We start from the raw sequence: 20,582 nt of genomic DNA, 5'->3' as shown, positions 1-20,582 counted from the left end.
TGTGAACACCGCCCAATTTGATTTCAGCGGCCAGCGCGTTCTGGTCACCGGCGCCAGCAGCGGCATTGGCTGGGAGGTCGCGCAGCAACTGCTGAACAGCGGCGCCGAGGTGTATGCGATGGGCCGCGATGCAGCGGCGCTGGAAAACCTGGCAGGGCAGGGCTGTGTGGCGTTGCGCGTGGACGTGGCCGATCAGCCGTCATTGGCCGCAGTGTTGGCGGACTTGCCGGTGATGCACGGGCTGGTCAACTGCGCCGGGATTTCCATACTGGAGTCCGCGACCGAGGTGAGCGCCGGGGCGTTCGATCAGGTCATGTCGGTCAATGTGCGGGCGGCGGCGATGATCGCGGGAGCGCTGGCGAAGAGGATGATCGCCGAAGGTGTGGCGGGGAGCATCGTCAACGTGTCGAGTCAGGCTTCGTTGGTGGCGCTGGATGACCATCTGAGCTATTGCGCGTCGAAGGGCGCGATGGACGCCATGACCCGGGTGCAGTGTGGCGAATGGGGTCGCCATGGGATTCGCGTCAACAGCGTCAACCCTACGGTGACCCTGACGCCCATGGCGCAGATGGCCTGGAGCGAGCCGAGCAAACGCGACCCGGCGCTGGCGGCGATTCCCCTCGGCCGCTTCGCCGAAACCGCAGAAGTCGCGGCCCCAATCCTGTTCCTGCTGAGCAGCGCAGCATCGATGATCAGCGGTGTGTCGCTGCCGATTGATGGGGGATATACGAGCCGCTAGGACGCTCGGTTTTGACGCAAGTGTTGAGGCTTGTTGCGAGCCTCTTGTGGGAGATTCTATAGTTGTCATCAAGCCAAAATCCCCCTTTTGATCGTTCCCACGCTCCGCGTGGTAACGCCGCCCCGGACGCTCTGCGTCCCGCAGACGACGCGCATCCAGGCCGGGGGAGGTGACGCGGAGCGTCACGGGATGCATTCCCACGCAGAGCGGCGGAACGATCAAGATCAAAAGCTTCCCGGCTGAAGCCGGTCCCACTGAATGCACGCGCTGCTTTTAGTGGGACCGGCTTTAGCCGGGAAGAGGCCAGCCCAGGCGCCGACAGTATTGCGGATCAGCCACACTTCCTGTGGGAGCGAGCTTGCTCGCGAAGGCGTCATTCCAGGCGAAGGGGATTTAGCGAATGTACTGCCGCCTTCGTGAGCAAGCTCACTCCCACAAGATCTGCATCTGCCCTGAGAACTCGTAGGTTTCACAGCGAGGGTTGCGGATGAAAAATCACCCGCTAACGCCATTCTCCAGCTCCCCGACAATCACCACCTGCGCCTTCGGCAGATGCCGATCCTCGATTCGCTCCAGCAGCAGTTTCACCGCGCTGCTTCCCGCCAGCGACGCATCGTGGGCGATGCAGGCGATGGGGATGCCGAAGATGTCGGCGAAGGGCAGCCGGTCAATGCCGCAGATGGCCACGCTGTTGTGGGCGATATCGCGGTCGCGCAGGGCTTTCATGGCGCCCAGGGTGATGAGCTGATTGAAGCCGAAAATCGCGTCCGGCAGCGGGTGGTCGCGCAGGTAATCCAGTGTGCTCTGATGCGACGGCTCCAGCGTGTAGTCACCGGCAAACACATCCACTTGCACCGGCTTGCCGCTCTCGGCGATCGCCGCCTTCACGCCCTTCAGGCGTTCCTCGGAAATCCGCGAATGCGCAGGGCCGGTCAGCACCAGCATGCGACGCATCGACGGGCTTTGCGCCAGCAGGTAACGGGCGCCTTTCAGGCCGCTGTGATAGTTATCGAGCACCACATGGCTGAACGGGCTGGCAGGCAGCGCGCGGTCCAGTTGCACCACGGGAATGTCGCCGTTGCTCAGGCGACTGAGATAGACCGGCTGGTAAGCCGGCTCGTCCGACACCGGCGACAGCACGATGCCGGCTACGCGGTAACTGAGCAGCGTATCCACCGCCTTGGCCTCGAGTTCTTCAGAGCCGTCGGTGTCCACCAGCATGATGGTGTAACCACGGGTTTTCGCCTCGCGGGAGATCGCTTTGATCATCTCGCTGTAGAAGGGGTTGTCCACCGACGCGGTAATGACACCGATGATCATGCTCTCGCTGCGCTTGAGGCTGCGGGCAAAGGCATTGGGGACGTAATCGAGTTCTTGCGCCACTTCCAGAATGCGCGCCAGGGTGGCGGGCTTGACCAGATCGGGTTTGTTCAGCGCCCGGGAAACAGTGACAGGCGTCATGTTCACGCGGCGGGCGATGTCGGAAATGGTGACGGGGGTTTTCTTGCTCATGGGCGATTGGCTGCCTGAAATCCGGGACAACCTGCGGGGCAGTCGCATCCCTCCAAAGAGTGCCAAGGCTAGCACGATGGAGGGCGCCAAAGGGATGCCGATGTCGGGCCTGACAGGCAAACCGATGGCTTTATTTTCGGGCGTTGGCCGAGCGTCCGATGACGCTCGGCCAATACGCAGGCGCCGGGTTTAGATGCTGGTTTCCATGGCCTCGGCGACGGCACGAGGTCTGGCTTTGACGGGCATGGAAATCTGCAATTCGGTGAACTCGTCAAAGCGCGAAAGCTCGCGGCGCAGTTCAAGGATGTAATCCAGCGCGCCGCTCAGGCAGATGCTGTAGGCCAGCAATTCGACCCCTTCTTCGACGGTGGTTTTCGCCAGTCGCGCGTAGCCGCCCTGAAGGATGCCGTGCCACAGCGAGCCCATGCCGAAGAGTCGCGAGAAGATCAGCACCAACAGGCCCGCCATGACGAAACCGAAGGCCGGGCGCACTGAAAAACGAGCCAACCCCGAGACCACGTCGCGCCACGCGTTCCTGTAACCCAATGCCTTATAGACGCAGGTACCAGCCGTCAGCAGTGCAGGCCACAGCCAGAAACTGTGACTGATCGGGTCAAACAACCCGTCCAGCTCACGGATCAGCATGCAGGCGAAGAAGCCGCCAATCAGGATGCCAACGCCACGTTGCCCTGGCTGGCGCGCCGAAAGCCAGAACACACCGGCGATGAGCGCCAGCATGACTTCCTGGCTGACCTCGGTGAACGAGGTTTCGAGAATGTCGGTCTTGGCGACAAAGATGTCGATGAACACCATGCCGATACTGAAGAGCGTCAGCGTCAGCATGACGGCGAAACGCATCAGTGCTGACTTAACAAGTTGTAGATCGTTATTCACACGTTTTTCACTGTTGAGCGGGTATTAAGGCCGGGACTCTAAAGAACTTTTCCGGGTTAGCCAAACGGCCGCTTAGTGCTCTCTGTTAGTTATTCTTCCATTCAGTAACAGTCTTTTGTGGTATCCGGTATTGCGGTTTTTTAAATCTGCCCTGTTGGCCTGATTGTTCTCTCAATATTGTTGCGTTAGGGCGTTGATCCGCGCGAATGGGCGAGACGCACGCAAAGTCAAAGTGTTTAACCTGATGATGAATATTTTCACGCATACCTCAAAACTGCCCTGAGCATGAGCCCCGATAACGCTTGCAGGTCTACCTTGCCTGGCCGGTATCAGCGACACTGCGTGTCTTGTTTATACCGGTGCCCGGAGCGCTCATGTCTTTGCCTGCTTCTACCTCCATGCGCGACTTCATCTTCGCCGCCTGCGCGTTGCTCATTGCCATGGTCGGCACCACGCTGCCGACGCCGCTGTATGCCCTCTATCAACAGCGGCTCGGCTTCGACGCCAGCTGGCTGACAATCATTTTCTCGATCTACGCGGCGGGCGTTATCGCAGCGCTGCTGGCGGTGGGCAGCTGGTCCGATCAACTGGGGCGCAAGCCGTTGCTGCTGGCAGGGCTGGCAATGGGGGCGATCAGTGCGGTCATCTTTCTGTTCAGCGATTCGATTGGCGGCCTGCTGACAGGACGGCTCTTCTCCGGCTTCAGCGCGGGCATCATGACCGGCACGGCCACCGTTGCCGTCATCGAGCTGGCCCCCAAGACTTGGAAGAACGCCACGCTGGTGGCCACGGCCGCCAACATGTTCGGCCTCGGCATCGGGCCTCTGCTCGCCGGCTACACCTCCCAGTTTCTGCCGGACGCGCTGCACCTGGTGTTCTACGTGCACTTGGGCATGCTCCTGCTGGCGACGGTCGGTATCGCACTGATTCGCGAAACCGTGCAGCGTCCGGCGGTGCTGAAACTGGGCATTCAAAAGCCTTCCGTGCCGGCGTCCGTGCGCAGCGTGTTTATCTCCGCGTCCATCGCCGGGCTGGCGGGTTTCAGCGTGGCAGGCCTGTTCACCAGCATGGTGCCGTCGGTGATGATTCACGTCATGCACGAGCAAGGCGGGCTGTTGATCGGCGCGGTCATCGGCTTGTTCTTCGTCGCGTCGATCATCGGCCAGGCGCTGCTGCAGGTGCTGCCGAAGGACCGGCATATGACCCTCGGTTGCGTCGGGCTGATTGTCGGCATGATCTGTCTGGGACTGAGCATTGCCACGTCGCAGTTGGGGCTGTTGATCGCGGCGGGTCTGGTGGCGGGTATCGGCCAGGGCATGATCCTGCGCGCCGGGATGGGCGCGGTCACCGCCAGCAGCCCGCCTGATCAGAAGGCTGCCGTGACGTCCGCCTTCTTCGTGGTGCTTTACGTGTCGATTTCGGTGCCGGTGGTGGCGGTGGGTTTCAGCGTGCGAGTGTTCGGGCTGGAGCATGTGGGCGAATTCTTCGCCTCGTTGGTGGCGGTGGTTGCCTTGTTGGCGATGATCAGCATGAAACGCGTGCAGTCCAGACAGGTCGCTCTGTCGGCGTCCGGGAGCTGAGCAATGAGCGTCAAAATCGGCTTGATCTCGGACACCCACGGTCTGCTGCGCCCTCAGGCACTGGAGGCGTTGCAGGGCTGCGATTACCTGATCCACGGCGGCGACATCGGCAAGCCGGAAATCCTCGACGCGTTGAAGGCCATCGCGCCGCTGACGGTGGTGCGAGGCAACAACGACACCGATGACGCCTGGGCTTGCGACGTGCCCTATGAGGCGGTTTTGCGGATTGGCGACGTAGGGATTTACACCACGCACATACTGGCCGACGTACCGAAATCGCTGCCGGAGGGGATACGCGTGGTGGTCACCGGGCACTCACACCGACCCTTGCAGCAGACGCGCGATGGCGTGCTGTTCATCAACCCGGGCAGCGCCGGGCCGCGTCGCTTCAAGTTGCCGATCACGGTGGGTCTGCTGCACATCGACGGCGATGAGGTGCGCGGCGAGTTGATCGAGCTGGCGCTCAAATAAGCCGCCGGGCATCCAGCTACTTCGCGATCGGGTCCAGGCCACTGGCTTTGATGGCCGGGGCCGCTGCCGATGAACTCAGGAATTCCAGAAACTGTTTCGCCTGTTCAGGGTGTTTGCTCTGAGTGACGACGCCTGCGGAGTAGAGGGTCATCTGCTGCGCCTGGTCGGGGATCAGGCCGATGATGTCGATACCGTCCACCGGCTTGAGCTCGCTCAGCTGTTGAAAGCCAATCTCGGCGTCTCCCCGTGCCACGACTTCGCCGACGGGCTCGGCGGGGATCATGCGGCTTTTGCTCTGGATCCGGTCGGCGATGTGCATCTGACTGAACAGCACACGGGACAGGTACACGCCGCTGGCGCTGTCCGAGTACGCAATGCTTTTAGTGTCCAGCAGGGTCTGCTTGAAGGCTTCCATGGTGCTGATGTCAGGGTGTGGCGCACCATGACGCACGGCCATGGCGATGTAGGATTTGCCCAGATCGACGCGGGTTTTCGGATCGACCTTGCCGTCCTTGATCAACTTGTCCAGCGCTGCACCGACCATCAACACCACGTCGGCCGGCTCATGGCGGGCCAGTCGGTTGGGAATGGCCTGGGGCGTCGCGCCCATTGACGGCGCGACTTCGCCCTGCAGCTTCACACCGGCGCGCTGTTCGTAATCGGGGGCTACTGCTTTGAACGCGCCCATGATTCCGCCGGAACTCAGTACGATCAGCTGGACAGGTGCAGGTGCCGTGGCGGCATGGGAGAAGGCGACTGGAACGAGGGAGAGGGCAGCACTGAGGAGATAAGGCAACATTCTTTTCATGGAGATAAACCCGGCGTTGGAGATGAATATGACGAAATAAAACAGCGCGGGCAGTATGTGGCAATTGTAGGATCAGTAAATCCCTTTCTTGCCAAAACACCCGCGCTGTTCGTCTTCAACCCCTTGCACCGCCTGCGCCGGGCGGCTTTTCGTCCGACGCAGATAAAGCCGGTTTACACCTTGAAGTGACTGACCAGCATTTGCAGCTGATTGCCCAGTCGTGCGAGTTCGACGCTTGAAGCGGCGGTTTCTTCGCTGGCGGCAGCCGTCTGTTCAGACACGTCGCGCACGTTGACGATACTGCGGCTGATCTCTTCGGCCACCGAGCTTTGTTGCTCGGCAGCTGCCGCGATCTGCTGGTTCATGGCCTGAATGTTCGACACCGTCTGGGTAATGCTTTCCAGCGACGTCCCGGCCTTGCGGGTCAGGGTAACCGAGCTGTCAGTCAGGTTGCGGCTGCTGAGCATGATCTCCGACACCTGGCGTGTGCCGTTTTGCAGTGCGGCGACCAGGCCTTCGATCTCTTCGGTGGATTGCTGAGTGCGTTGCGCCAGGCCACGGACCTCATCGGCGACCACGGCAAAACCGCGACCGGCTTCACCGGCACGGGCCGCCTCGATTGCCGCGTTAAGGGCCAGCAGATTGGTCTGCTCCGCAACGGCTTTGATCACGTCCATGACCTTGCCGATCTTGTCGCTTTCCTGTTCCAGCACGGACATCGCGTCAGTGGAACGGACCACTTCACTGGCCAGTTTCTCGATCTGTAGGATCGCTTCGCCCACCACTTTGTCGCCTTCCCGTGCCTGCTTGTCAGCGGCGGAGGCGGCAACCGATGCCTGCTCCGCGTTGCGCGCGACCTCGTGAACAGTGGCTGACATTTCGTGCATCGCGGTGGCGACCTGGTCGGTTTCGACTTTCTGGCTGTTGACCCCGGCGCTGGTCTGTTCGGTCACCGCCGACAGCTCTTCAGCAGCGCTGGCAATTTGCGTGACGCTGTCACGAATGCCACCGATCAATTCGCGCAGCGTGGCGCCCATGCGCTGGATGCCCATTTGCAGAACGCCCAGCTCATCTTTACGGGTCACGACCATGTTGTGGGACAAGTCGCCGGAGGCAATGCGGTCAACGACAGCCAGGGTCTGCTGAAGCGGACGGGTGATCTGACGGGTAATGATGATCGCCGCCAAGGTGCCAAGGATCAGCGCCAGAAGCGTGCCGGCCAACTGCAGCATACGGGCTTGCTGAATGTCAGCCTGGCCCAAGGTGTTCTGCAGATCAGTGAGCTGTTGTGCCAGCTTGACGATGACACCCTGTTCCTCGGTCATCTCTGTGCGCGCAGCATTGATATTGCCAGTGGCGAGCTTGAATCCCTGCACCGAGTTGCGATAGCCGATCAGCGCCGCTTCCAGCTGCTTCAGGCGCTCGGCCTGAGTACCGCCAAACATGGCGTTGAGTGGGGCGAGGCCGTCAAGGGCGACGGTCAGTTGGCGCATGGCCGCTTCCTCAGTTTTGGCCGAGACGCCGGCGGTGTAGCCGCGCACTTCGTAGCGCACCAGCATCACGTCTTCGCGGGCTTTAATGACGGCCTGGTACTGCTCGGAACGACGTTCATCCGTAGGGTCGAGCTTCATCACATCATCGTTGATCGCGGCAATCAGCTCCGCTGCTTTTACCGCGTCGACGCCCATGCTATCGCGCACCCCGGCGCTCGCCTGGTAGGCCTCGCGCATTTTTTTCAACGAGGTCTCATAAGCGCTGAGTTGCTCGCCCATCGTTTTGATGAGCGGCACATTCTGTGGGTTAGTGAACGTTTTTTGCAGAAATTGCTGCTGCGCCTTGAATGCGTCGAGCGCGGTCTGAACGCTTCGCGCGGCCACTTCGTCGCCGTTGCTGAGCATATATTGCAGGCGCGTCACCCGCAGGTCTGTGAGCTTCTGGCTGAGCTTGGTGATATCACCCACCCATTGGCTGCGCAAGCTCATCTGGCCCAAGCTGTTCCAGCCCACCAGGGCCAGCAGGGCAGTCAGTACAAGCACGACGCCGAAGCCGAGGGCTAGCTTCTTGTTGACGCTGATATTGGCCATCCAGCTGTTCATTCCATTTCTCCAGAATCCGTAATATTTGAAATCGTCAGCTGGAGTTTTTTTGTTATGGAGCCAGCAAAACATTCATGTGTACGAGTGCATCGGCAGGTTCGCGAGAATCTGAAACCGATGTAGGAATTGTCCGACAGTCGACGGCGAGGCTGGCAGCAAAGTATTGACGGGTGTCGTTGCTACTGCGACCAGAAATCCTCAAAGTGACTCATCGGTCACTACTGACAAACGCTGGCGTCAATCTTTGCGCCGTCGGATGTACCGGACATGAAATATTTCAACTGTTGATAAGCCGGCCAACCCCCTACCGTGTAAAGGCCACGAGAATTCGCGGCCGCCAAAGGCGTTTTCTCACTCAGGACGGGGCGTTGGGCCATGGGATCAGTTCAGCGATTTACGACGCTCGACAGCTTCAGGGGCGTTTTCGCCTTGCTGGTGGTGTTCTACCACCTGCATGTCGTGGGCGCTTTCATCGAGCTGCCGTTTTTCCGCAGAGCTGACATCCTGCTTAACTTCTTCTTCGTGCTCAGCGGTTTTGTTCTGGCCCACTCCTATGGGCTGAAGCCGCAGTTCGGTTTCAAGCGTTTCGTTATCTCGCGCCTGTTCCGCCTGTACCCGCTGCACGTGGTGATGCTGTTGGTGTTTATTGGCTTCGAAGGCGTGCGTTGGGCGGCCTGGAAGAAAGGCTTCACCCTCAACAACGTGCCGTTCACCGGGCTGTTCGACCCGACAGAGATCCTGCCCAATCTGCTGCTGTTGCAAGCCTGGACGCCGCTCACTGAGACCATGTCGTTCAACTACCCGTCATGGAGCATCAGCATCGAGTTCTACATCTACATGCTCTTTGGCGCCCTGTGCCTGCTTTCGCTGAGAAGCCGTTTCGCGATGTTTGCCTGCGTGGCCGTCGTCGCGTTCACGATGATCTTCACCGAAAACGAGCCGCTGGTCTGGCGTGCGATGCTGGGTCTGTCCTGCTTCTTCGCCGGCAACATCACGTACCTGGCCTACTTGCTGGTTCGCGACCGATTCGTGCCGGTGCGCTGGCTGATGACGGTGTTCGAAGTGGCGCTGACGGGCACCACGTACTGGATGGTGATGAACGACTACAGCGACCGCTCGCCCATCGCCAGTCTGACGTTCTGCGTGCTGGTGCTGGTGTTCGCGTTCGAGGCCGGGCTGGTATCGACGTTCCTGAAAACCGCCGTGTTCAGGCTGCTGGGCAAATTGTCGTACTCCATCTACATGACCCACGCCGCGCTGCTATTTTGCCTGTCGACGGTGTTCATCGTGGCGCAGAAGCTCACGGGCCGCGACCTGGCGCCCATGATCAATGGTCAGCGTTTCATGGACACCGGGTCAGAGCTGGGAAACAACGCGCTGGTGGTCGCCGTCACCCTCGTGGCGATCGGCCTGGCTGCCTTGGCTCACACGTACATCGAACTGAAGGGCGTCGCGTTGGGCAAACGGATGGTCGGGCCTTCGCAGGGCAAGGCGCCGGTCAATCAGGGGCTTGGTGGTAGCTTGAAGCCGCAGGTCGATCGCGCGGCGTGAATCCGTAAGGGTTGCGCTGAGCCTTACTCGCGGCGCAACCAGTCAACCATTCCCAGCCCTGCCGCGCGGCCGCTGGCGAAACAGGCGGTGAGCAAATAGCCGCCGGTGGGCGCCTCCCAGTCGAGCATCTCGCCGGCGCAGAACACGCCGGGCAGCGACGGGATCATCAATTGCTCGTTCAGCGCTTCGAACCTCACCCCGCCCGCCGTGCTGATGGCCTCATCCAGCGGGCGCGGCTTGATCAGTGGCAGCGGCAAGGTCTTGATCGCCATCGCGAGCAGGGCCGGATCAGCGAATGTCGTCGCGGGGGTGAGCTCACGCAACAGCGCCGCCTTCACGCCGTCGAGCCCTAACTGACTGTGCAGATGCTTGGACATCGAACGTGAACCGCGCGGTTTGCTCAGGGCCTTTTGCACCTCGGCGATGGTCTTGCCGGGCAGCAAATCAATCTCGACCGTGGCCGAGCCTGATCGGTTGATCGCCTCGCGGATTTGCGCGGACAGCGCGTAAACCAGGCTGCCCTCCACGCCTGTCTGGGTGATTACGCATTCGCCCAGTCGAAGGGTGTGCCCCTCCAGGCCCATCGCGATGTTTTTCAGCGGCGCGCCGGCGAACTTGCTGCGCAGCAGTTCGCTCCAGGCCGAGACCTCAAACCCGCAATTGGCAGCCTGCAGCGGCGCGATCCTGACCCCGCGGTGTTCAAGCAGCGGTACCCACGCGCCGTCCGAGCCCAGCCGCGACCAGCTTGCCCCGCCCAATGCCAGCAACGTGGCGGCAGGGCGCAGGGCAAGTTCACCTTCAGGGCCGGCGATCCGCAGGGTATTGTCGGCATTCCAGCCCATCCATCGGTGACGGGTGTGGATAACTACGCCGGACTCCCGCAGCCGCTTGAGCCAGGCGCGCAGCAGTGGCGCGGCTTTCATGTCGGTGGGGAACACGCGGCCCGAACTGCCGACGAAGGTCTGGATGCCCAAGCCGTGAATCCACTCGCACAGCGCTTCGGCGCCGAAGCTGCGCAGTAAGGGCGCGATCATTTGGGCGCGTTCGGCGTAGCGGGCGACGAATGCAGGGGACGGCTCGGAGTGGGTGATGTTCATACCGCCCACGCCGGCCAGCAGGAACTTGCGCCCAACCGAGGGCATGGCGTCGTAGAGATCCACCTTGAACCCCGCCTGGCTCAGCACCTCAGCGGCCATCAGGCCGGCAGGGCCGCCGCCGATGATGGCGACTGTCTGGGTGCGTGAGGTGGCGGGTAAGGTCATGGCTGAACGGACACCGGTTGAATGAGGGGCGCGCATTCTACGCGAGCTTCGTGAAATGCAGCCACCCTGTGGAAAACTAATCGATCAAAAAACGTACAGTATTCTCCAGGCCCAGTGTTATCAGGGGATCGTGGCCTTGCGCTCAGGTTATCCACAGGCGGTTCCACAGCGGATGTGGGTAAGTTTGTGGGAGCGGCTTGCTCGCGATTGAGTTCAGCGGTCACTCATAGCCCGCGCTCTACCCACACCCGCTGCGCACTGCGGTGCAGAATGCCGTGCCGCCGGGCGAGTGCTTCGCGGTCCTTGCTGTAACCACCGCCAATCACGCCCATCACCGGAATGTCGCGGCCCAGACAATGACGCATCACCGCCTCGTCACGGCGGGCAACCCCCGCGTCCGTCAGCTGTAGGTAACCCAACGCATCGTCCTTGTGCACATCCACACCGGCGTCGTACAGCACCAGATCAGGCCGATACAGCGGCAGCAGGTAATTCAGCGTGTCGTCGACCACCTTCAGGTAATCGTCATCCCCCATGCCCATTGGCAGCGGAATGTCCCAGTCACTTTGGGCCTTGCGCGCGGGGAAGTTCTTCTCGCAGTGCAGCGACACGGTGATCGCATCATCGGTGTGTTCGAGGATCCGCGCGGTGCCGTCGCCCTGATGCACGTCGCAGTCGAAAATCAGCACCCGGTCGACGCGTCCGCTGTGCAGCAGGTACTGACTGATGATCGCCAGGTCATTGAAGATGCAGAACCCGGCCGGGTAATCGTAATGCGCATGATGGGTCCCGCCGGCGAGGTGACAGGCCAGCCCGTGTTGCAGCGCCAGTTCCGCTGTCAGCAAAGAACCCCCTACCGCACGCACCGTACGTCGGGCCAGATCCTCGGTCCAGGGCAGGCCAAGGCGACGTTGATCCTCGCGCGACAGCGCGCCTTCCATATAACGGCTGATGTAACCGGGGTCATGGGCCAGCGCCAGGATGTCCGTTGGGCAGACCTGCGGGCGAAACAATTGAGCATCTGTTGTCAGGCCGCTGTCGATAAGGTGGTCGCGCAGAAGTCTGAACTTGTCCATCGGGAAGCGATGGTCCGGCGGAAAGTCCGGGCTGTAGTCTTCGTGGTAAATGAGGGGCAGGGGCATGGTGTGCACGCGTCTGGTTCGAAGGGGAATCTTGCCAGTTCTGACGACCACCGCACAGCGATTTGCCTGAGCGGGAGAATCGCCAGCCGGCGGGGAATTTGAAAGGCGAGGCACAGGGAGACGATCGATGGAGCCGATTCTTGAGCTCAACAGCGCACGCTTGTTGATGCGTCAATGGCGAGATAATGATTTGCCGGCTTTCGCGCAGATGTGCGCCGATCCCCAAGTGATGCGCCATTTCCCGCAGCCCTTGAGCCGCATGGAGAGCGCCAAGCTGATTGGCCGCGTGCGCGGGCATTTTGCCGAATACGGTTTTGGGTTCTGGGCCCTTGAGCGCAAGGACACCGGCGAATTCATCGGTTTTACCGGTTTGAGCGTGGTGGGCTTTGAAGCGGCGTTCACGCCTGCGGTGGAAATCGGCTGGCGCCTGGCTCGCGAGCATTGGGGCCTGGGTTACGCCAGCGAAGCCGCCTGGACGGTGCTCGGCTGCGGTTTCGAGCACCTGGATCTGGATGAGATCGTGGCGTTCGCGGCGGTCAACAACCTGCCCTCGCAAAAGGTCATGCAGGCCATCGGCATGCGCAACGATCCGGCCGACAACTTCAATCATCCCAAATTGCCCGAGGGTCATCCCCTCAGGCCCCACGTGCTGTATCGCATCAACCGGCCAGGCTGGCTGGCGACCCTGTGATTCGCTGCGGGAATCGGGCTACAAACCTCTGTATCATTTCGTCCCACTTCCATCTGCGCCGACCTTCGGCGCCCATGGCCTGATTGATGCGATGACGGTCGGCGAGACGACCGTGTGAGGAACCCTGAATGAGTCACGTGCTGGATGATCTGGTGTCGCTGTTGAGCCTGGAGCCGATCGAAGAAAACCTCTTTCGCGGGCGCAGCCAGGACCTTGGCTTTCCCCAGCTGTTTGGCGGTCAGGTGCTGGGGCAGTCGCTGTCGGCGGCGAGCAAGACGGTCGAAGACGCGCGCCATGTGCATTCATTGCATGGCTATTTTTTGCGCCCCGGCGACGCGCACCTGCCGGTGGTGTACCAGGTCGACCGGGTCCGTGACGGCGGCAGTTTCAGCACGCGCCGGGTGACGGCGATTCAGAAGGGGCAGCCGATCTTCACCTGCAGCGCGTCGTTCCAGTACGACGAAGAGGGCTTCGAGCACCAGACTCAGATGCCACAGGTGGTCGGCCCCGAGAGCCTGCCGTCGGAGCTTGAACTGATGCGTCAGCGCGAGCACCTGATCCCCGAGCACATGAAGGACAAGCTGCTGTGCCCCAAGCCCATCGAATTCCGCCCGGTCACCGAGTCTGACCCCTACAATCCCAAGCCTGCGGACCCAGTGAAGTATGTGTGGTTTCGCGCAGACGGCACGTTGCCCGACATCCCCGCGTTGCACCGCTACATGCTCGCCTACGCCTCGGATTTCAATCTGTTGACCACGTCGCTGCTGCCCCACGGCAGGACGGTCTGGCAGAAGGACATGCAGATCGCCAGCCTTGATCACTCGCTGTGGTTCCACGGCGAACTGCGCGCCGACGACTGGCTGCTCTATGCCATGGACAGTCCATGGGCCGGCAACGCGCGCGGATTTTCCCGCGGAAGCGTGTTCAACCGCGCGGGCAAGCTCGTGGCTTCCGTCACTCAGGAAGGTTTGATTCGCCACCGCAAGGATTGGTCATGAGCCTTAAACAGGTACGCCACTGGGTATTCGACATGGACGGCACGCTGACTGTCGCCGCCCATGATTTTCCGGCCATTAAACGGGCGCTGGATATCCCGCAGGAAGACGACATCCTCGGGCATCTCGCTGCGTTGCCGGCCGACGTCGCAGCGGCCAAACATGCCTGGCTGCTGGAGCACGAGCGCGCGGTGGCGATTGAGTCCAAACCGGCGACGGGGGCTGTCGAGTTGGTGAGGGAGCTGGCAGGGCGGGGTTATCGTCTGGGCATCCTGACCCGTAATGCCCGGGAGCTTGCTCACGTGACACTGGAAGCCATCGGCATCGCGGACTGCTTTGCGGTGGACGACGTGCTCGGTCGCGACGAAGCGGCGCCGAAACCCGATCCTGGAGGCCTGCTGAAGCTGGCCCAAGCGTGGAATGTGAAGCCGTCGGACATGGTGATGGTGGGTGACTATCAGTTCGACCTGGCCTGCGGTCGCGCAGCTGGGAGTCAGACCGTGCTGGTCAATCTGCCGGACAACCCGTGGCCCGAGTTGACCGATTGGCATGCGGCGGATTGCGTGGCGTTAAGAAAGATGATTGAAGTGAAATAGGGCGCGCATTCAAATAGTAGGACCGGCTTCAGCCGGGAAAGCGGCAGGCAATTCACCACAAAATTAGTGGTGCCCACACTGGCCTCTTCCCGGCTGAAGCCGGTCCTACTGCCGGATTGCGTTTAAATAGTGGGACCGGCTTTAGCCGGGAAGGCGTCCGGCAATTCACCACAAAATCAGTGGTGCCCACACTGGCCTCTTCCCGGCTGAAGCCGGTCCTACTGCCGGATTGCGTTTAAAGAGTGGGACCGGCTTTAGCCGGGAAAGCGGCAGGCAATTCACTACAAAATGAGTGTTGCCCACACTGGCCTCTTCCCGGCTAAAGCCGATCCTACTGACGGATTGCGTTTAAATAGTGGGACCGGGTTTAGCCGGGAAGGCGTCCGGCAATTCACCACAAAATCAGTGGTGCCCACACTGGCCTCTTCCCGGCTGAAGCCGGTCCTACTACCGGATCGCGTTTAAAGAGTAGGACCGGCTTTAGCCGGGAAAGCGCCAGGCAATTCACTACAAAATGAGTGGTGTACGCACCGGCCTCTTCCCGGCTGAAGCCGGTCCTACTGACGGATTGCGTTTAAATAGTGGGACCGGCTTTAGCCGGGAAGGCGTCCGGCAATTCACCACAAAATCAGTGGTGCCCACACTGGCCTCTTCCCGGCTGAAGCCGGTCCTACTGCCGGATTGCGTTTAAATAGTGGGACCGGCTTTAGCCGGGAAAGCGGCAGGCAATTCACTACAAAATGAGTGTTGCCCACACTGGCCTCTTCCCGGCTAAAGCCGAGCCTACTGACTGATCGCGTTTAAAGAGTAGGACCGGCTTTAGCCGGGAAGGCGTCCGGCAATTCACCACAAAATCAGTGGTGCCCACATTGGCCTCTTCCCGGCTGAAGCCGGTCCTACTGCCGGATTGCGTTTAAAGAGTAGGACCGGCTTTAGCCGGGAAAGCGGCAGGCTGTAGTGGTCAACTAATTCCGGACACCTCGATAGGTTGTTTCAAGGCCACCGTCCGTTCGTAAACGGTCGGTGGCAGATACCCCAGTTTTGAGTGCAGCCGCTCGTTGTTGTAATACCCAACGATATATTGAGTGATGTCGCGTACCGCTTCGCCATGGTTGGCGTAATTGCGCCGCCATACCCGCTCCATTTTCAGGCTCAGGAAGAAGCGCTCCATCATCCATCACCGCATTGTCCCAGCAGTTGCCCTTACGGCTCATGCTTTGCTGCATCCCGTGCCTGGCCAGCAGCGATCTGTAGATTGCGCTCGCATATTGGCTGCCGCGATCGGAGTGAGCGATCAGGCCAGGCGGCGGTTGACGCTGCGCGACGGCCATCTGCATCGCGCTGCACACCAGCTCTGCAGGCATGTTTGGGGCCATCGCCCAACCCACGATCTTGCGCGAGAACAAGTCCAGCACCACGGCCAGATAGAGCCAGCCGCTGCGCGTTCCTATGTAGGTAATGTCGGCGACCCAGGCGGTATTCACAGCCTGCGGTTCAAACTGACGGTTCAACACATTTTCAGCGATTGGCAGGTCATGCTTGCTGTCGGTCGTATGCACAAACTTAGGTTTCCACGCCGAGCGCAAACCATGGGCTCGCATCAGGCGGCGGACTTTATAGCGGCCTATTTCCATGCCCTTGGCCCGCAGAGCCTTGGTTAAAGAGCGGCTGCCGGAGCAGCCGTCGCTCACGGCAAACGATGCCTTGAGCTGCGCGACAATGGGACAACTGAGCCGAACAGGTGCTTGTGCACGCTTACGGGCCTCGTAAAAACCTGATCGACTGACGTTCAGCAGACGACAGACATGCGCCACCGGATAAGCCTTCTGTTGCAGTTGCCGAACAAGCCGATACGTCACTTCAGTTCGCGGGCAAAGAAGGCGGTAGCCTTTTTTAGGATGTCGTTGTCCATCTTGAGCTGCCGGTTTTCCTGCTCCAGCTGCCGAATGCGCTGTTGCTCAGCCGTCAGCGGGTTTCCTATCCCGGCCTGGCCCAACTGCTCGGCGTCGTATTGGCGGATCCACCGTCGTACGGCCGTCTCACCGAGATTCTGGTCCTGGCAAACCTGCGGAACGGTCAGCCCCTGATCCCTGACCATCTTTACGACTTCCAGTTTGTAGCTGTCATCAAACCTGTTGCGTTTTCTGGTCATGTAGAACTCCTCGATAAATGTATTTTCCACTTATCGAGGTGTCCGGGGAAATTAGACCACTGCAGGCAATTCACTACAAAATGAGTGGTGTACGCACCGGCCTCTCCCCGGCTGAAGCCGGTCCTACTGCCGGATTGCGTTTAATATAGTGGGACCGGCTTCAGCCGGGAAAGCGGCAGGCAATTCACCACAAAATTAGTGGTGCCCACGCTGGCCTCTTCCCGTCTGAAGCCGATCCTACTGCCGGATTGCGTTTAAATAGTGGGACCGGCTTTAGCCGGGAAGGCGTCCGGCAATTCACTACAAAAATAGTGGTGTACGCACCGGCCTCTTCCGCGCTGAAGCCGGTCCTACTGACGGATCGCGTCTAAATAGTGGGACCGGCTTTAGCCGGGAAGGCGGCAGGCAATTCACTACAAAAATAGTGGTGTACGCACCGGCCTCTTCCCGCTTAAAGCAGGTCCTGCTAGCGCAGTGCTTTCAATTCGCCTTGAACAACGCCGTCTGACCTTCAGGTGAAGTGAACATCGCCTCGCCGTTATGCCCGACGTTTTTCACTTCCACCAGGCGCTGATTCAAGCCTTCCGGATGACGCTTGGTCAGGTAATCGAAGTAGTTGTGACCACGGGCCAGACGCTGCGGCCCCTGTGCTTCGGCGCCACAATCCTTGTCCAGCGCCGGGTGCTCCGGATCGGTGTCCAGTTCGCCCAGCAGGTAAGTAATGTCGCGCTTCACGTAAGCAGCTTCAAGCTCGGCCGGTGTTTCCTTGCCGGCATAGGCTGGCAGCTTGTTAAGACCGTACTTCCAGGTGTCAAAGGTCGGGCAGCTCGCCGCATCGACCGGCAGCGGCCGGGTCGCGTCGAAATACGCATAAGAAGAAGGATTGGCGATCACATAGCGCAGCTTGATGCCTTCCTTCTTCAGCAACGCATCCTCCTTGCCGCCGATCATCGCGTAACGCTGCACCACCTGAGCACCGCCGGAATGCCCAGCGATCACAATCTCCTTCAGATTCGGGAACAGCTTGCTGTCGCTCAGACGCTTGAGGATGTGATCGATGACCACAAACGAGCTGACTGGCTTTGGGCCCAACGACTTTTCGCCTGCCATCCAGTCATTGGCGTGCCAGCGCAACACCGATTCGGGCAGGCGGTGCTCTGCGATGTCTTTCTCATCGAGAAATTGCGGCGCTATCAACAGCGTTTTCGAGCGCTGATGCGACTGGTTGGCCGCGCGCTCGACGCTGCGCAGGTAGGTTTGCGCGTTGCGCAGTCGACCGTGAAAGACAATGACAACCCGCTGGACCTGCGGGCTTGGACGAACCCAGCTCTGACTCAGGCCGAGCGTGGCTTGGGTCGTCCCGTTGATCTGAAGCCGGTCGGGGCTGATGGATTTAACCGCCTGATCCGCCGCATGAGCATTGAGGCTCATCAGGGTGCCCAACAACAGGATCGAAAGCGGTTTCATCATGTGATCAGAGGCTCTTGGCGGCGAATGTATCGCATTGGTTGATTTGTCCTGCGGCAAAACCTGTCTTGAACCAGCGCACGCGCTGAGCAGAAGTGCCGTGGGTAAACGAGTCTGGCACGACCCGGCCCTGACCCTGTTGCTGCAAGCGGTCGTCGCCAATGGCATTGGCGGCGTTTAGCGCCTCTTCAATATCACCCGGCTCCAGCCAGTTCAAACGCTTTTGTGCGTTGTTGGCCCAAACGCCTGCCAGGCAGTCAGCTTGCAGCTCCTGACGCACCAGCAAACCGTTGTCACCTTCCATTTTCATGCCGCGTTGGCGGGCGGCGTCAACTTTAGCCGAAACCCCCAGCAAGGTCTGCACATGATGGCCAACTTCGTGCGCAATCACGTACGCCTGAGCGAAGTCTCCTGCGGCCTTGAAGCGTTGACTCATTTCACGGAAGAACTCCATGTCCAGGTACACGCGCTGGTCAGCCGGGCAGTAGAACGGGCCGCTCGCGGAAGAGGCGGAGCCGCAGGCCGATTGCACCCGACCGCTGAACAGAATCAGGGTCGGCGCCTTGTACTGGCTCCCCATTTGCTGGAACACCTGCTGCCACGTGTCTTCGGTGTCGCCCAGGACAGCGCGCACGAAATCAGCCTGCTCGTCATTGGCCGGCGGCGCCTGGCGCGTTTGCGGATTGACCGCGGAGGTCTGATCCGAACCCATCTGGCCGGTGATCTCACCCAGAATCCGCATCGGGTCCTGGCCGGTCAGCAGACCAATCGCGACGATGATCACGATCCCGCCAAGCCCCAACCCCTTGCCGCCAATGCGCATCCCGCCGCCCCCGCCGCCCCCGGAATCGCCACGTGCGTCCACGACGTTGTCACTGCGACGTCCTTTTTTCCATAGCATGTGGGAATCCTCTTTTGGTCGTGTGGGAAGTGTAGACGGCGGGCGTGCGACGTCTGGTCTGCTGGACTAAGAGAGGAGAGGAGGGGGAATGGTTCAGGCGATCAGGTACCGGGAGTCTGCGTTTAGGCGTCTAGCGGCCATCTATTGTTTTTTGCAAAGGAAAAAAGCTGCGAAGGCGGTTATGGCGGGGGCGGGCGTAATCGAGCTCGCCCCCGAACTTTGCGCTATGTCAAACCCGCGCCGTCTGCTTCTCGGTGGTTTCGACCGGCGAGGCGTCAGCGAAGTGGTTCACCTGACGCAGGGCCTTGAAGCCAACCATCCAGGCGCCAACGACACCCAGTGTGCACAGGCCGCCGATGATCGCGGCGGGCACGGCACCCCAGAGCGCCGCGCTGCTGCCGGCGCGGAATTCGCCTAGCTCGTTGGACGAACCGATAAACAGCATATTCACCGCGTTGACCCGCCCGCGCATGTCGTCCGGCGTCGAGAATTGCACCAGTGTGGAGCGGATATAGACGCTGACCATGTCCGCCGCACCGGCGATCATCAAAGCCAGCAGCGACAGCCAGAACAGCGTCGACAGGGCGAACACCAGATTGGCGACGCCGAACACCGCGACGGCGATGAACATGACCAGACCGACGTGTCGATCAAAAGGCCGGAAACTCAGGTACAGACCCGTGCTCACCTCCCCCAGGCTCATCGCACTGCGCAGCGCGCCCAGCCCTTGGGGGCCCAAGTGCAGCACTTCATGGGCATAAATCGGCAGCAGCGCCACCACGCCGCCAAGCAACACGGCGAACAGGTCCAGGGAAATGGTGCCGAGGATGATCGGACGCGAGCGGATAAACGCGATGCCTGCGGTAAAGCGCTTCCAGGCCGTGGACTCGAGAACCTGCTTCTTTCCGGCGTGCAGCACCGGCACGCGGATCAGCAACAGCACGCCAGCGATGAAACTGGCCATGCACACGGAATAGGTCAGCCCGCCGCCGCCCGCTGCGTACAAGCCCCCGCCGACCAGCGGCCCGGCGATGGTGGCAATGCGCATGATCATGCTGTTGGTGGCGATGGCCGACGCGAGTTTTTCACGCGGGACAACTTGTGGCAGCAGGCTCTGCAACGCCGGCCCGGTGAACGCCCTCGCGCAACCGAACAAGGCGAGGGTGGCGTAAATCAGTCGGGTGTCTTGATGATGGGTCACAGAGAACAGCATCAGCATCAGGCTGCATACGGCTTGCACCGACCAACTGATGGTCAGGATCATCTTGCGATCGTAGCGGTCGATCAGGTCACCGGCCGGCATCAACAGCAGCAGCATGGGAATGAACTGCGCGAGGCCTACATACGCCAGCGAAATCGGGCTGCGGGTCATGTCGTAGACCTGCCAGGCGACAACCACCGCCTGAATCTGCATGGCGAAAACGGCAGCAAGGCGCGCGGTCAGGAAGGCGAAAAAGCCGGGCAGCCGCAGGGCGCTTTTGGCGGAAGATTCAGACGATGGGGCGGGCGATTCGGAGCTCAAGGCAAGGCATCCATCGAAGCGAAAGACGGCCGAGAGTTATACACCGGTCTGGCGCGGTTCGCCGCTAGCTGTCAGGAATTTAATGATGGATGGTGCGGGATATGCTGCGGGCGCATGGAGATCAGAAGGCCTGTTCCCGGCTGAAGCCGGTCCTACTGATGATAGTAGGACCGGCTTCAGCCGGGAACGACGGAATCGCGCTG

Annotated in this window: 17 protein-coding genes and 2 pseudogenes; 8 read left to right on the top strand and 11 right to left on the bottom strand. The window is 60.7% G+C overall.

The features are described from left to right. Position 1 precedes the first annotated feature (1 nt). The gene (locus M1E04_RS20790; RefSeq protein ID WP_296309422.1) at positions 2 to 739 is read left to right on the top strand and encodes an SDR family oxidoreductase; all 738 of its coding nucleotides are present in this window, start codon (positions 2 to 4) and stop codon (positions 737 to 739) included. A 495-nt stretch (positions 740 to 1,234) separates the two neighbouring features. On the opposite strand, the gene M1E04_RS20785 is transcribed toward M1E04_RS20790, so the two are convergent. Both M1E04_RS20785 and M1E04_RS20780 read right to left on the bottom strand, forming a co-directional pair. After that, on the bottom strand, positions 1,235 to 2,251 hold the full coding sequence (locus tag M1E04_RS20785) for a LacI family DNA-binding transcriptional regulator (protein ID WP_065987577.1): 1,017 nt from the start codon (positions 2,249 to 2,251) through the stop codon (positions 1,235 to 1,237). 189 nt (positions 2,252 to 2,440) lie between these two features. After that, positions 2,441 to 3,109, bottom strand: a complete 669-nt coding sequence (locus tag M1E04_RS20780) for a hypothetical protein (protein ID WP_065987576.1) — start codon at positions 3,107 to 3,109, stop codon at positions 2,441 to 2,443. Positions 3,110 to 3,519: 410 nt separating this feature from the next. Here M1E04_RS20780 and M1E04_RS20775 point away from each other — a divergent pair, with 410 nt between their 5' ends. Together M1E04_RS20775 and M1E04_RS20770 are read left to right on the top strand one after the other, a co-directional pair. Then, a complete protein-coding gene (locus tag M1E04_RS20775) occupies positions 3,520 to 4,725 on the top strand; it encodes an MFS transporter (RefSeq protein WP_456291970.1) in 1,206 nt (401 codons plus the stop codon). Between the two features lie 3 nt (positions 4,726 to 4,728). After that, positions 4,729 to 5,196 (top strand): metallophosphoesterase family protein, encoded by a 468-nt coding sequence (locus M1E04_RS20770; RefSeq protein ID WP_296309416.1) that lies wholly within the window; start codon positions 4,729 to 4,731, stop codon positions 5,194 to 5,196. 16 nt (positions 5,197 to 5,212) lie between these two features. Here M1E04_RS20770 and M1E04_RS20765 read toward each other — a convergent pair whose 3' ends face one another. Then, positions 5,213 to 6,004 carry a substrate-binding domain-containing protein gene (locus tag M1E04_RS20765; RefSeq protein WP_065987573.1) on the bottom strand — a complete coding sequence of 264 codons (792 nt, stop codon included), beginning with the start codon at positions 6,002 to 6,004 and terminating at the stop codon, positions 5,213 to 5,215. Between M1E04_RS20765 and M1E04_RS20760 the strand changes: the two genes are divergently transcribed. Beyond that, positions 5,939 to 6,193, top strand: coding sequence for a hypothetical protein (locus tag M1E04_RS20760; protein ID WP_456293239.1), 255 nt, complete (start codon positions 5,939 to 5,941; stop codon positions 6,191 to 6,193). The two genes, M1E04_RS20765 and M1E04_RS20760, sit on opposite strands and share 66 nt — an antisense overlap. On the opposite strand, the gene M1E04_RS20755 is transcribed toward M1E04_RS20760, so the two are convergent. Beyond that, the gene (locus tag M1E04_RS20755) at positions 6,178 to 6,882 is read right to left on the bottom strand and encodes a methyl-accepting chemotaxis protein (RefSeq protein WP_456293221.1); all 705 of its coding nucleotides are present in this window, start codon (positions 6,880 to 6,882) and stop codon (positions 6,178 to 6,180) included. The genes M1E04_RS20760 and M1E04_RS20755 overlap by 16 nt on opposite strands. A gap of 198 nt (positions 6,883 to 7,080) precedes the next feature. Beyond that, a pseudogene (locus tag M1E04_RS20750) lies at positions 7,081 to 7,986 on the bottom strand (methyl-accepting chemotaxis protein); the annotation flags it as partial. Positions 7,987 to 8,475: 489 nt separating this feature from the next. On the opposite strand from M1E04_RS20750, the gene M1E04_RS20745 reads away from it, so the two are divergent. Continuing rightward, positions 8,476 to 9,651 (top strand): acyltransferase family protein, encoded by a 1,176-nt coding sequence (locus M1E04_RS20745; protein ID WP_192132914.1) that lies wholly within the window; start codon positions 8,476 to 8,478, stop codon positions 9,649 to 9,651. A gap of 23 nt (positions 9,652 to 9,674) precedes the next feature. On the opposite strand, the gene M1E04_RS20740 is transcribed toward M1E04_RS20745, so the two are convergent. Both M1E04_RS20740 and M1E04_RS20735 read right to left on the bottom strand, forming a co-directional pair. Beyond that, positions 9,675 to 10,913 carry a TIGR03862 family flavoprotein gene (locus M1E04_RS20740; protein WP_369318956.1) on the bottom strand — a complete coding sequence of 413 codons (1,239 nt, stop codon included), beginning with the start codon at positions 10,911 to 10,913 and terminating at the stop codon, positions 9,675 to 9,677. Between the two features lie 224 nt (positions 10,914 to 11,137). Next, the gene (locus tag M1E04_RS20735) at positions 11,138 to 12,055 is read right to left on the bottom strand and encodes a histone deacetylase family protein (protein WP_456291969.1); all 918 of its coding nucleotides are present in this window, start codon (positions 12,053 to 12,055) and stop codon (positions 11,138 to 11,140) included. 127 nt (positions 12,056 to 12,182) lie between these two features. Here M1E04_RS20735 and M1E04_RS20730 point away from each other — a divergent pair, with 127 nt between their 5' ends. The 3 genes from M1E04_RS20730 to M1E04_RS20720 all read left to right on the top strand — a co-directional run bounded on the left by M1E04_RS20730 (position 12,183) and on the right by M1E04_RS20720 (position 14,337). Further along, on the top strand, positions 12,183 to 12,746 hold the full coding sequence (locus M1E04_RS20730) for a GNAT family N-acetyltransferase (RefSeq protein ID WP_456291968.1): 564 nt from the start codon (positions 12,183 to 12,185) through the stop codon (positions 12,744 to 12,746). 128 nt (positions 12,747 to 12,874) lie between these two features. Continuing rightward, entirely contained in the window at positions 12,875 to 13,744 is an 870-nt protein-coding gene (tesB, locus tag M1E04_RS20725; protein WP_065987567.1) for an acyl-CoA thioesterase II, read from the top strand. After that, positions 13,741 to 14,337: an HAD family hydrolase gene (locus M1E04_RS20720; RefSeq protein ID WP_296313982.1), complete on the top strand. Its 597-nt coding sequence runs from the start codon at positions 13,741 to 13,743 to the stop codon at positions 14,335 to 14,337. Before tesB ends, M1E04_RS20720 begins: the two co-directional genes overlap by 4 nt. Before the next feature lie 961 nt (positions 14,338 to 15,298). Here M1E04_RS20720 and M1E04_RS20715 read toward each other — a convergent pair. The 4 genes and pseudogenes from M1E04_RS20715 to M1E04_RS20700 form a co-directional block, all read right to left on the bottom strand. After that, a pseudogene (locus tag M1E04_RS20715) lies at positions 15,299 to 16,489 on the bottom strand (IS3 family transposase). 480 nt (positions 16,490 to 16,969) lie between these two features. Further along, complete coding sequence (locus M1E04_RS20710) at positions 16,970 to 17,959, bottom strand: alpha/beta hydrolase (protein WP_456291967.1); 990 nt, start codon at positions 17,957 to 17,959, stop codon at positions 16,970 to 16,972. A gap of 4 nt (positions 17,960 to 17,963) precedes the next feature. Further along, complete coding sequence (ypfJ, locus tag M1E04_RS20705; RefSeq protein WP_369318960.1) at positions 17,964 to 18,857, bottom strand: KPN_02809 family neutral zinc metallopeptidase; 894 nt, start codon at positions 18,855 to 18,857, stop codon at positions 17,964 to 17,966. A gap of 229 nt (positions 18,858 to 19,086) precedes the next feature. Next, positions 19,087 to 20,379 (bottom strand): MFS transporter, encoded by a 1,293-nt coding sequence (locus M1E04_RS20700; RefSeq protein ID WP_456291966.1) that lies wholly within the window; start codon positions 20,377 to 20,379, stop codon positions 19,087 to 19,089. Between the last annotated feature and the right edge of the window lie 203 nt (positions 20,380 to 20,582).

The organism is Pseudomonas sp. AK106, assembly GCF_053903055.1.
Note: the sequence above shows the minus strand (reverse complement) of the source record. Positions and strands in the feature narration are given on the sequence as shown.

Excerpts from the sequence above, each read along its gene's own strand:
- M1E04_RS20785 (WP_065987577.1), bottom strand. The coding sequence starts at position 2,251 with ATGAGCAAGAAAACCCCCGTCACCATTTCCGACATCGCCCGCCGCGTG.
- M1E04_RS20780 (WP_065987576.1), bottom strand. The coding sequence starts at position 3,109 with ATGCGTTTCGCCGTCATGCTGACGCTGACGCTCTTCAGTATCGGCATG.
- M1E04_RS20775 (WP_456291970.1), top strand. The coding sequence starts at position 3,520 with ATGTCTTTGCCTGCTTCTACCTCCATGCGCGACTTCATCTTCGCCGCC.
- M1E04_RS20770 (WP_296309416.1), top strand. The coding sequence starts at position 4,729 with ATGAGCGTCAAAATCGGCTTGATCTCGGACACCCACGGTCTGCTGCGC.
- M1E04_RS20760 (WP_456293239.1), top strand. The coding sequence starts at position 5,939 with ATGGGAGAAGGCGACTGGAACGAGGGAGAGGGCAGCACTGAGGAGATA.
- M1E04_RS20765 (WP_065987573.1), bottom strand. The coding sequence starts at position 6,004 with ATGAAAAGAATGTTGCCTTATCTCCTCAGTGCTGCCCTCTCCCTCGTT.
- M1E04_RS20755 (WP_456293221.1), bottom strand. The coding sequence starts at position 6,882 with ATGTCAGCCACTGTTCACGAGGTCGCGCGCAACGCGGAGCAGGCATCG.
- M1E04_RS20745 (WP_192132914.1), top strand. The coding sequence starts at position 8,476 with ATGGGATCAGTTCAGCGATTTACGACGCTCGACAGCTTCAGGGGCGTT.
- M1E04_RS20740 (WP_369318956.1), bottom strand. The coding sequence starts at position 10,913 with ATGACCTTACCCGCCACCTCACGCACCCAGACAGTCGCCATCATCGGC.
- M1E04_RS20735 (WP_456291969.1), bottom strand. The coding sequence starts at position 12,055 with ATGCCCCTGCCCCTCATTTACCACGAAGACTACAGCCCGGACTTTCCG.
- M1E04_RS20730 (WP_456291968.1), top strand. The coding sequence starts at position 12,183 with ATGGAGCCGATTCTTGAGCTCAACAGCGCACGCTTGTTGATGCGTCAA.
- tesB (WP_065987567.1), top strand. The coding sequence starts at position 12,875 with ATGAGTCACGTGCTGGATGATCTGGTGTCGCTGTTGAGCCTGGAGCCG.
- M1E04_RS20720 (WP_296313982.1), top strand. The coding sequence starts at position 13,741 with ATGAGCCTTAAACAGGTACGCCACTGGGTATTCGACATGGACGGCACG.
- M1E04_RS20710 (WP_456291967.1), bottom strand. The coding sequence starts at position 17,959 with ATGATGAAACCGCTTTCGATCCTGTTGTTGGGCACCCTGATGAGCCTC.
- ypfJ (WP_369318960.1), bottom strand. The coding sequence starts at position 18,857 with ATGCTATGGAAAAAAGGACGTCGCAGTGACAACGTCGTGGACGCACGT.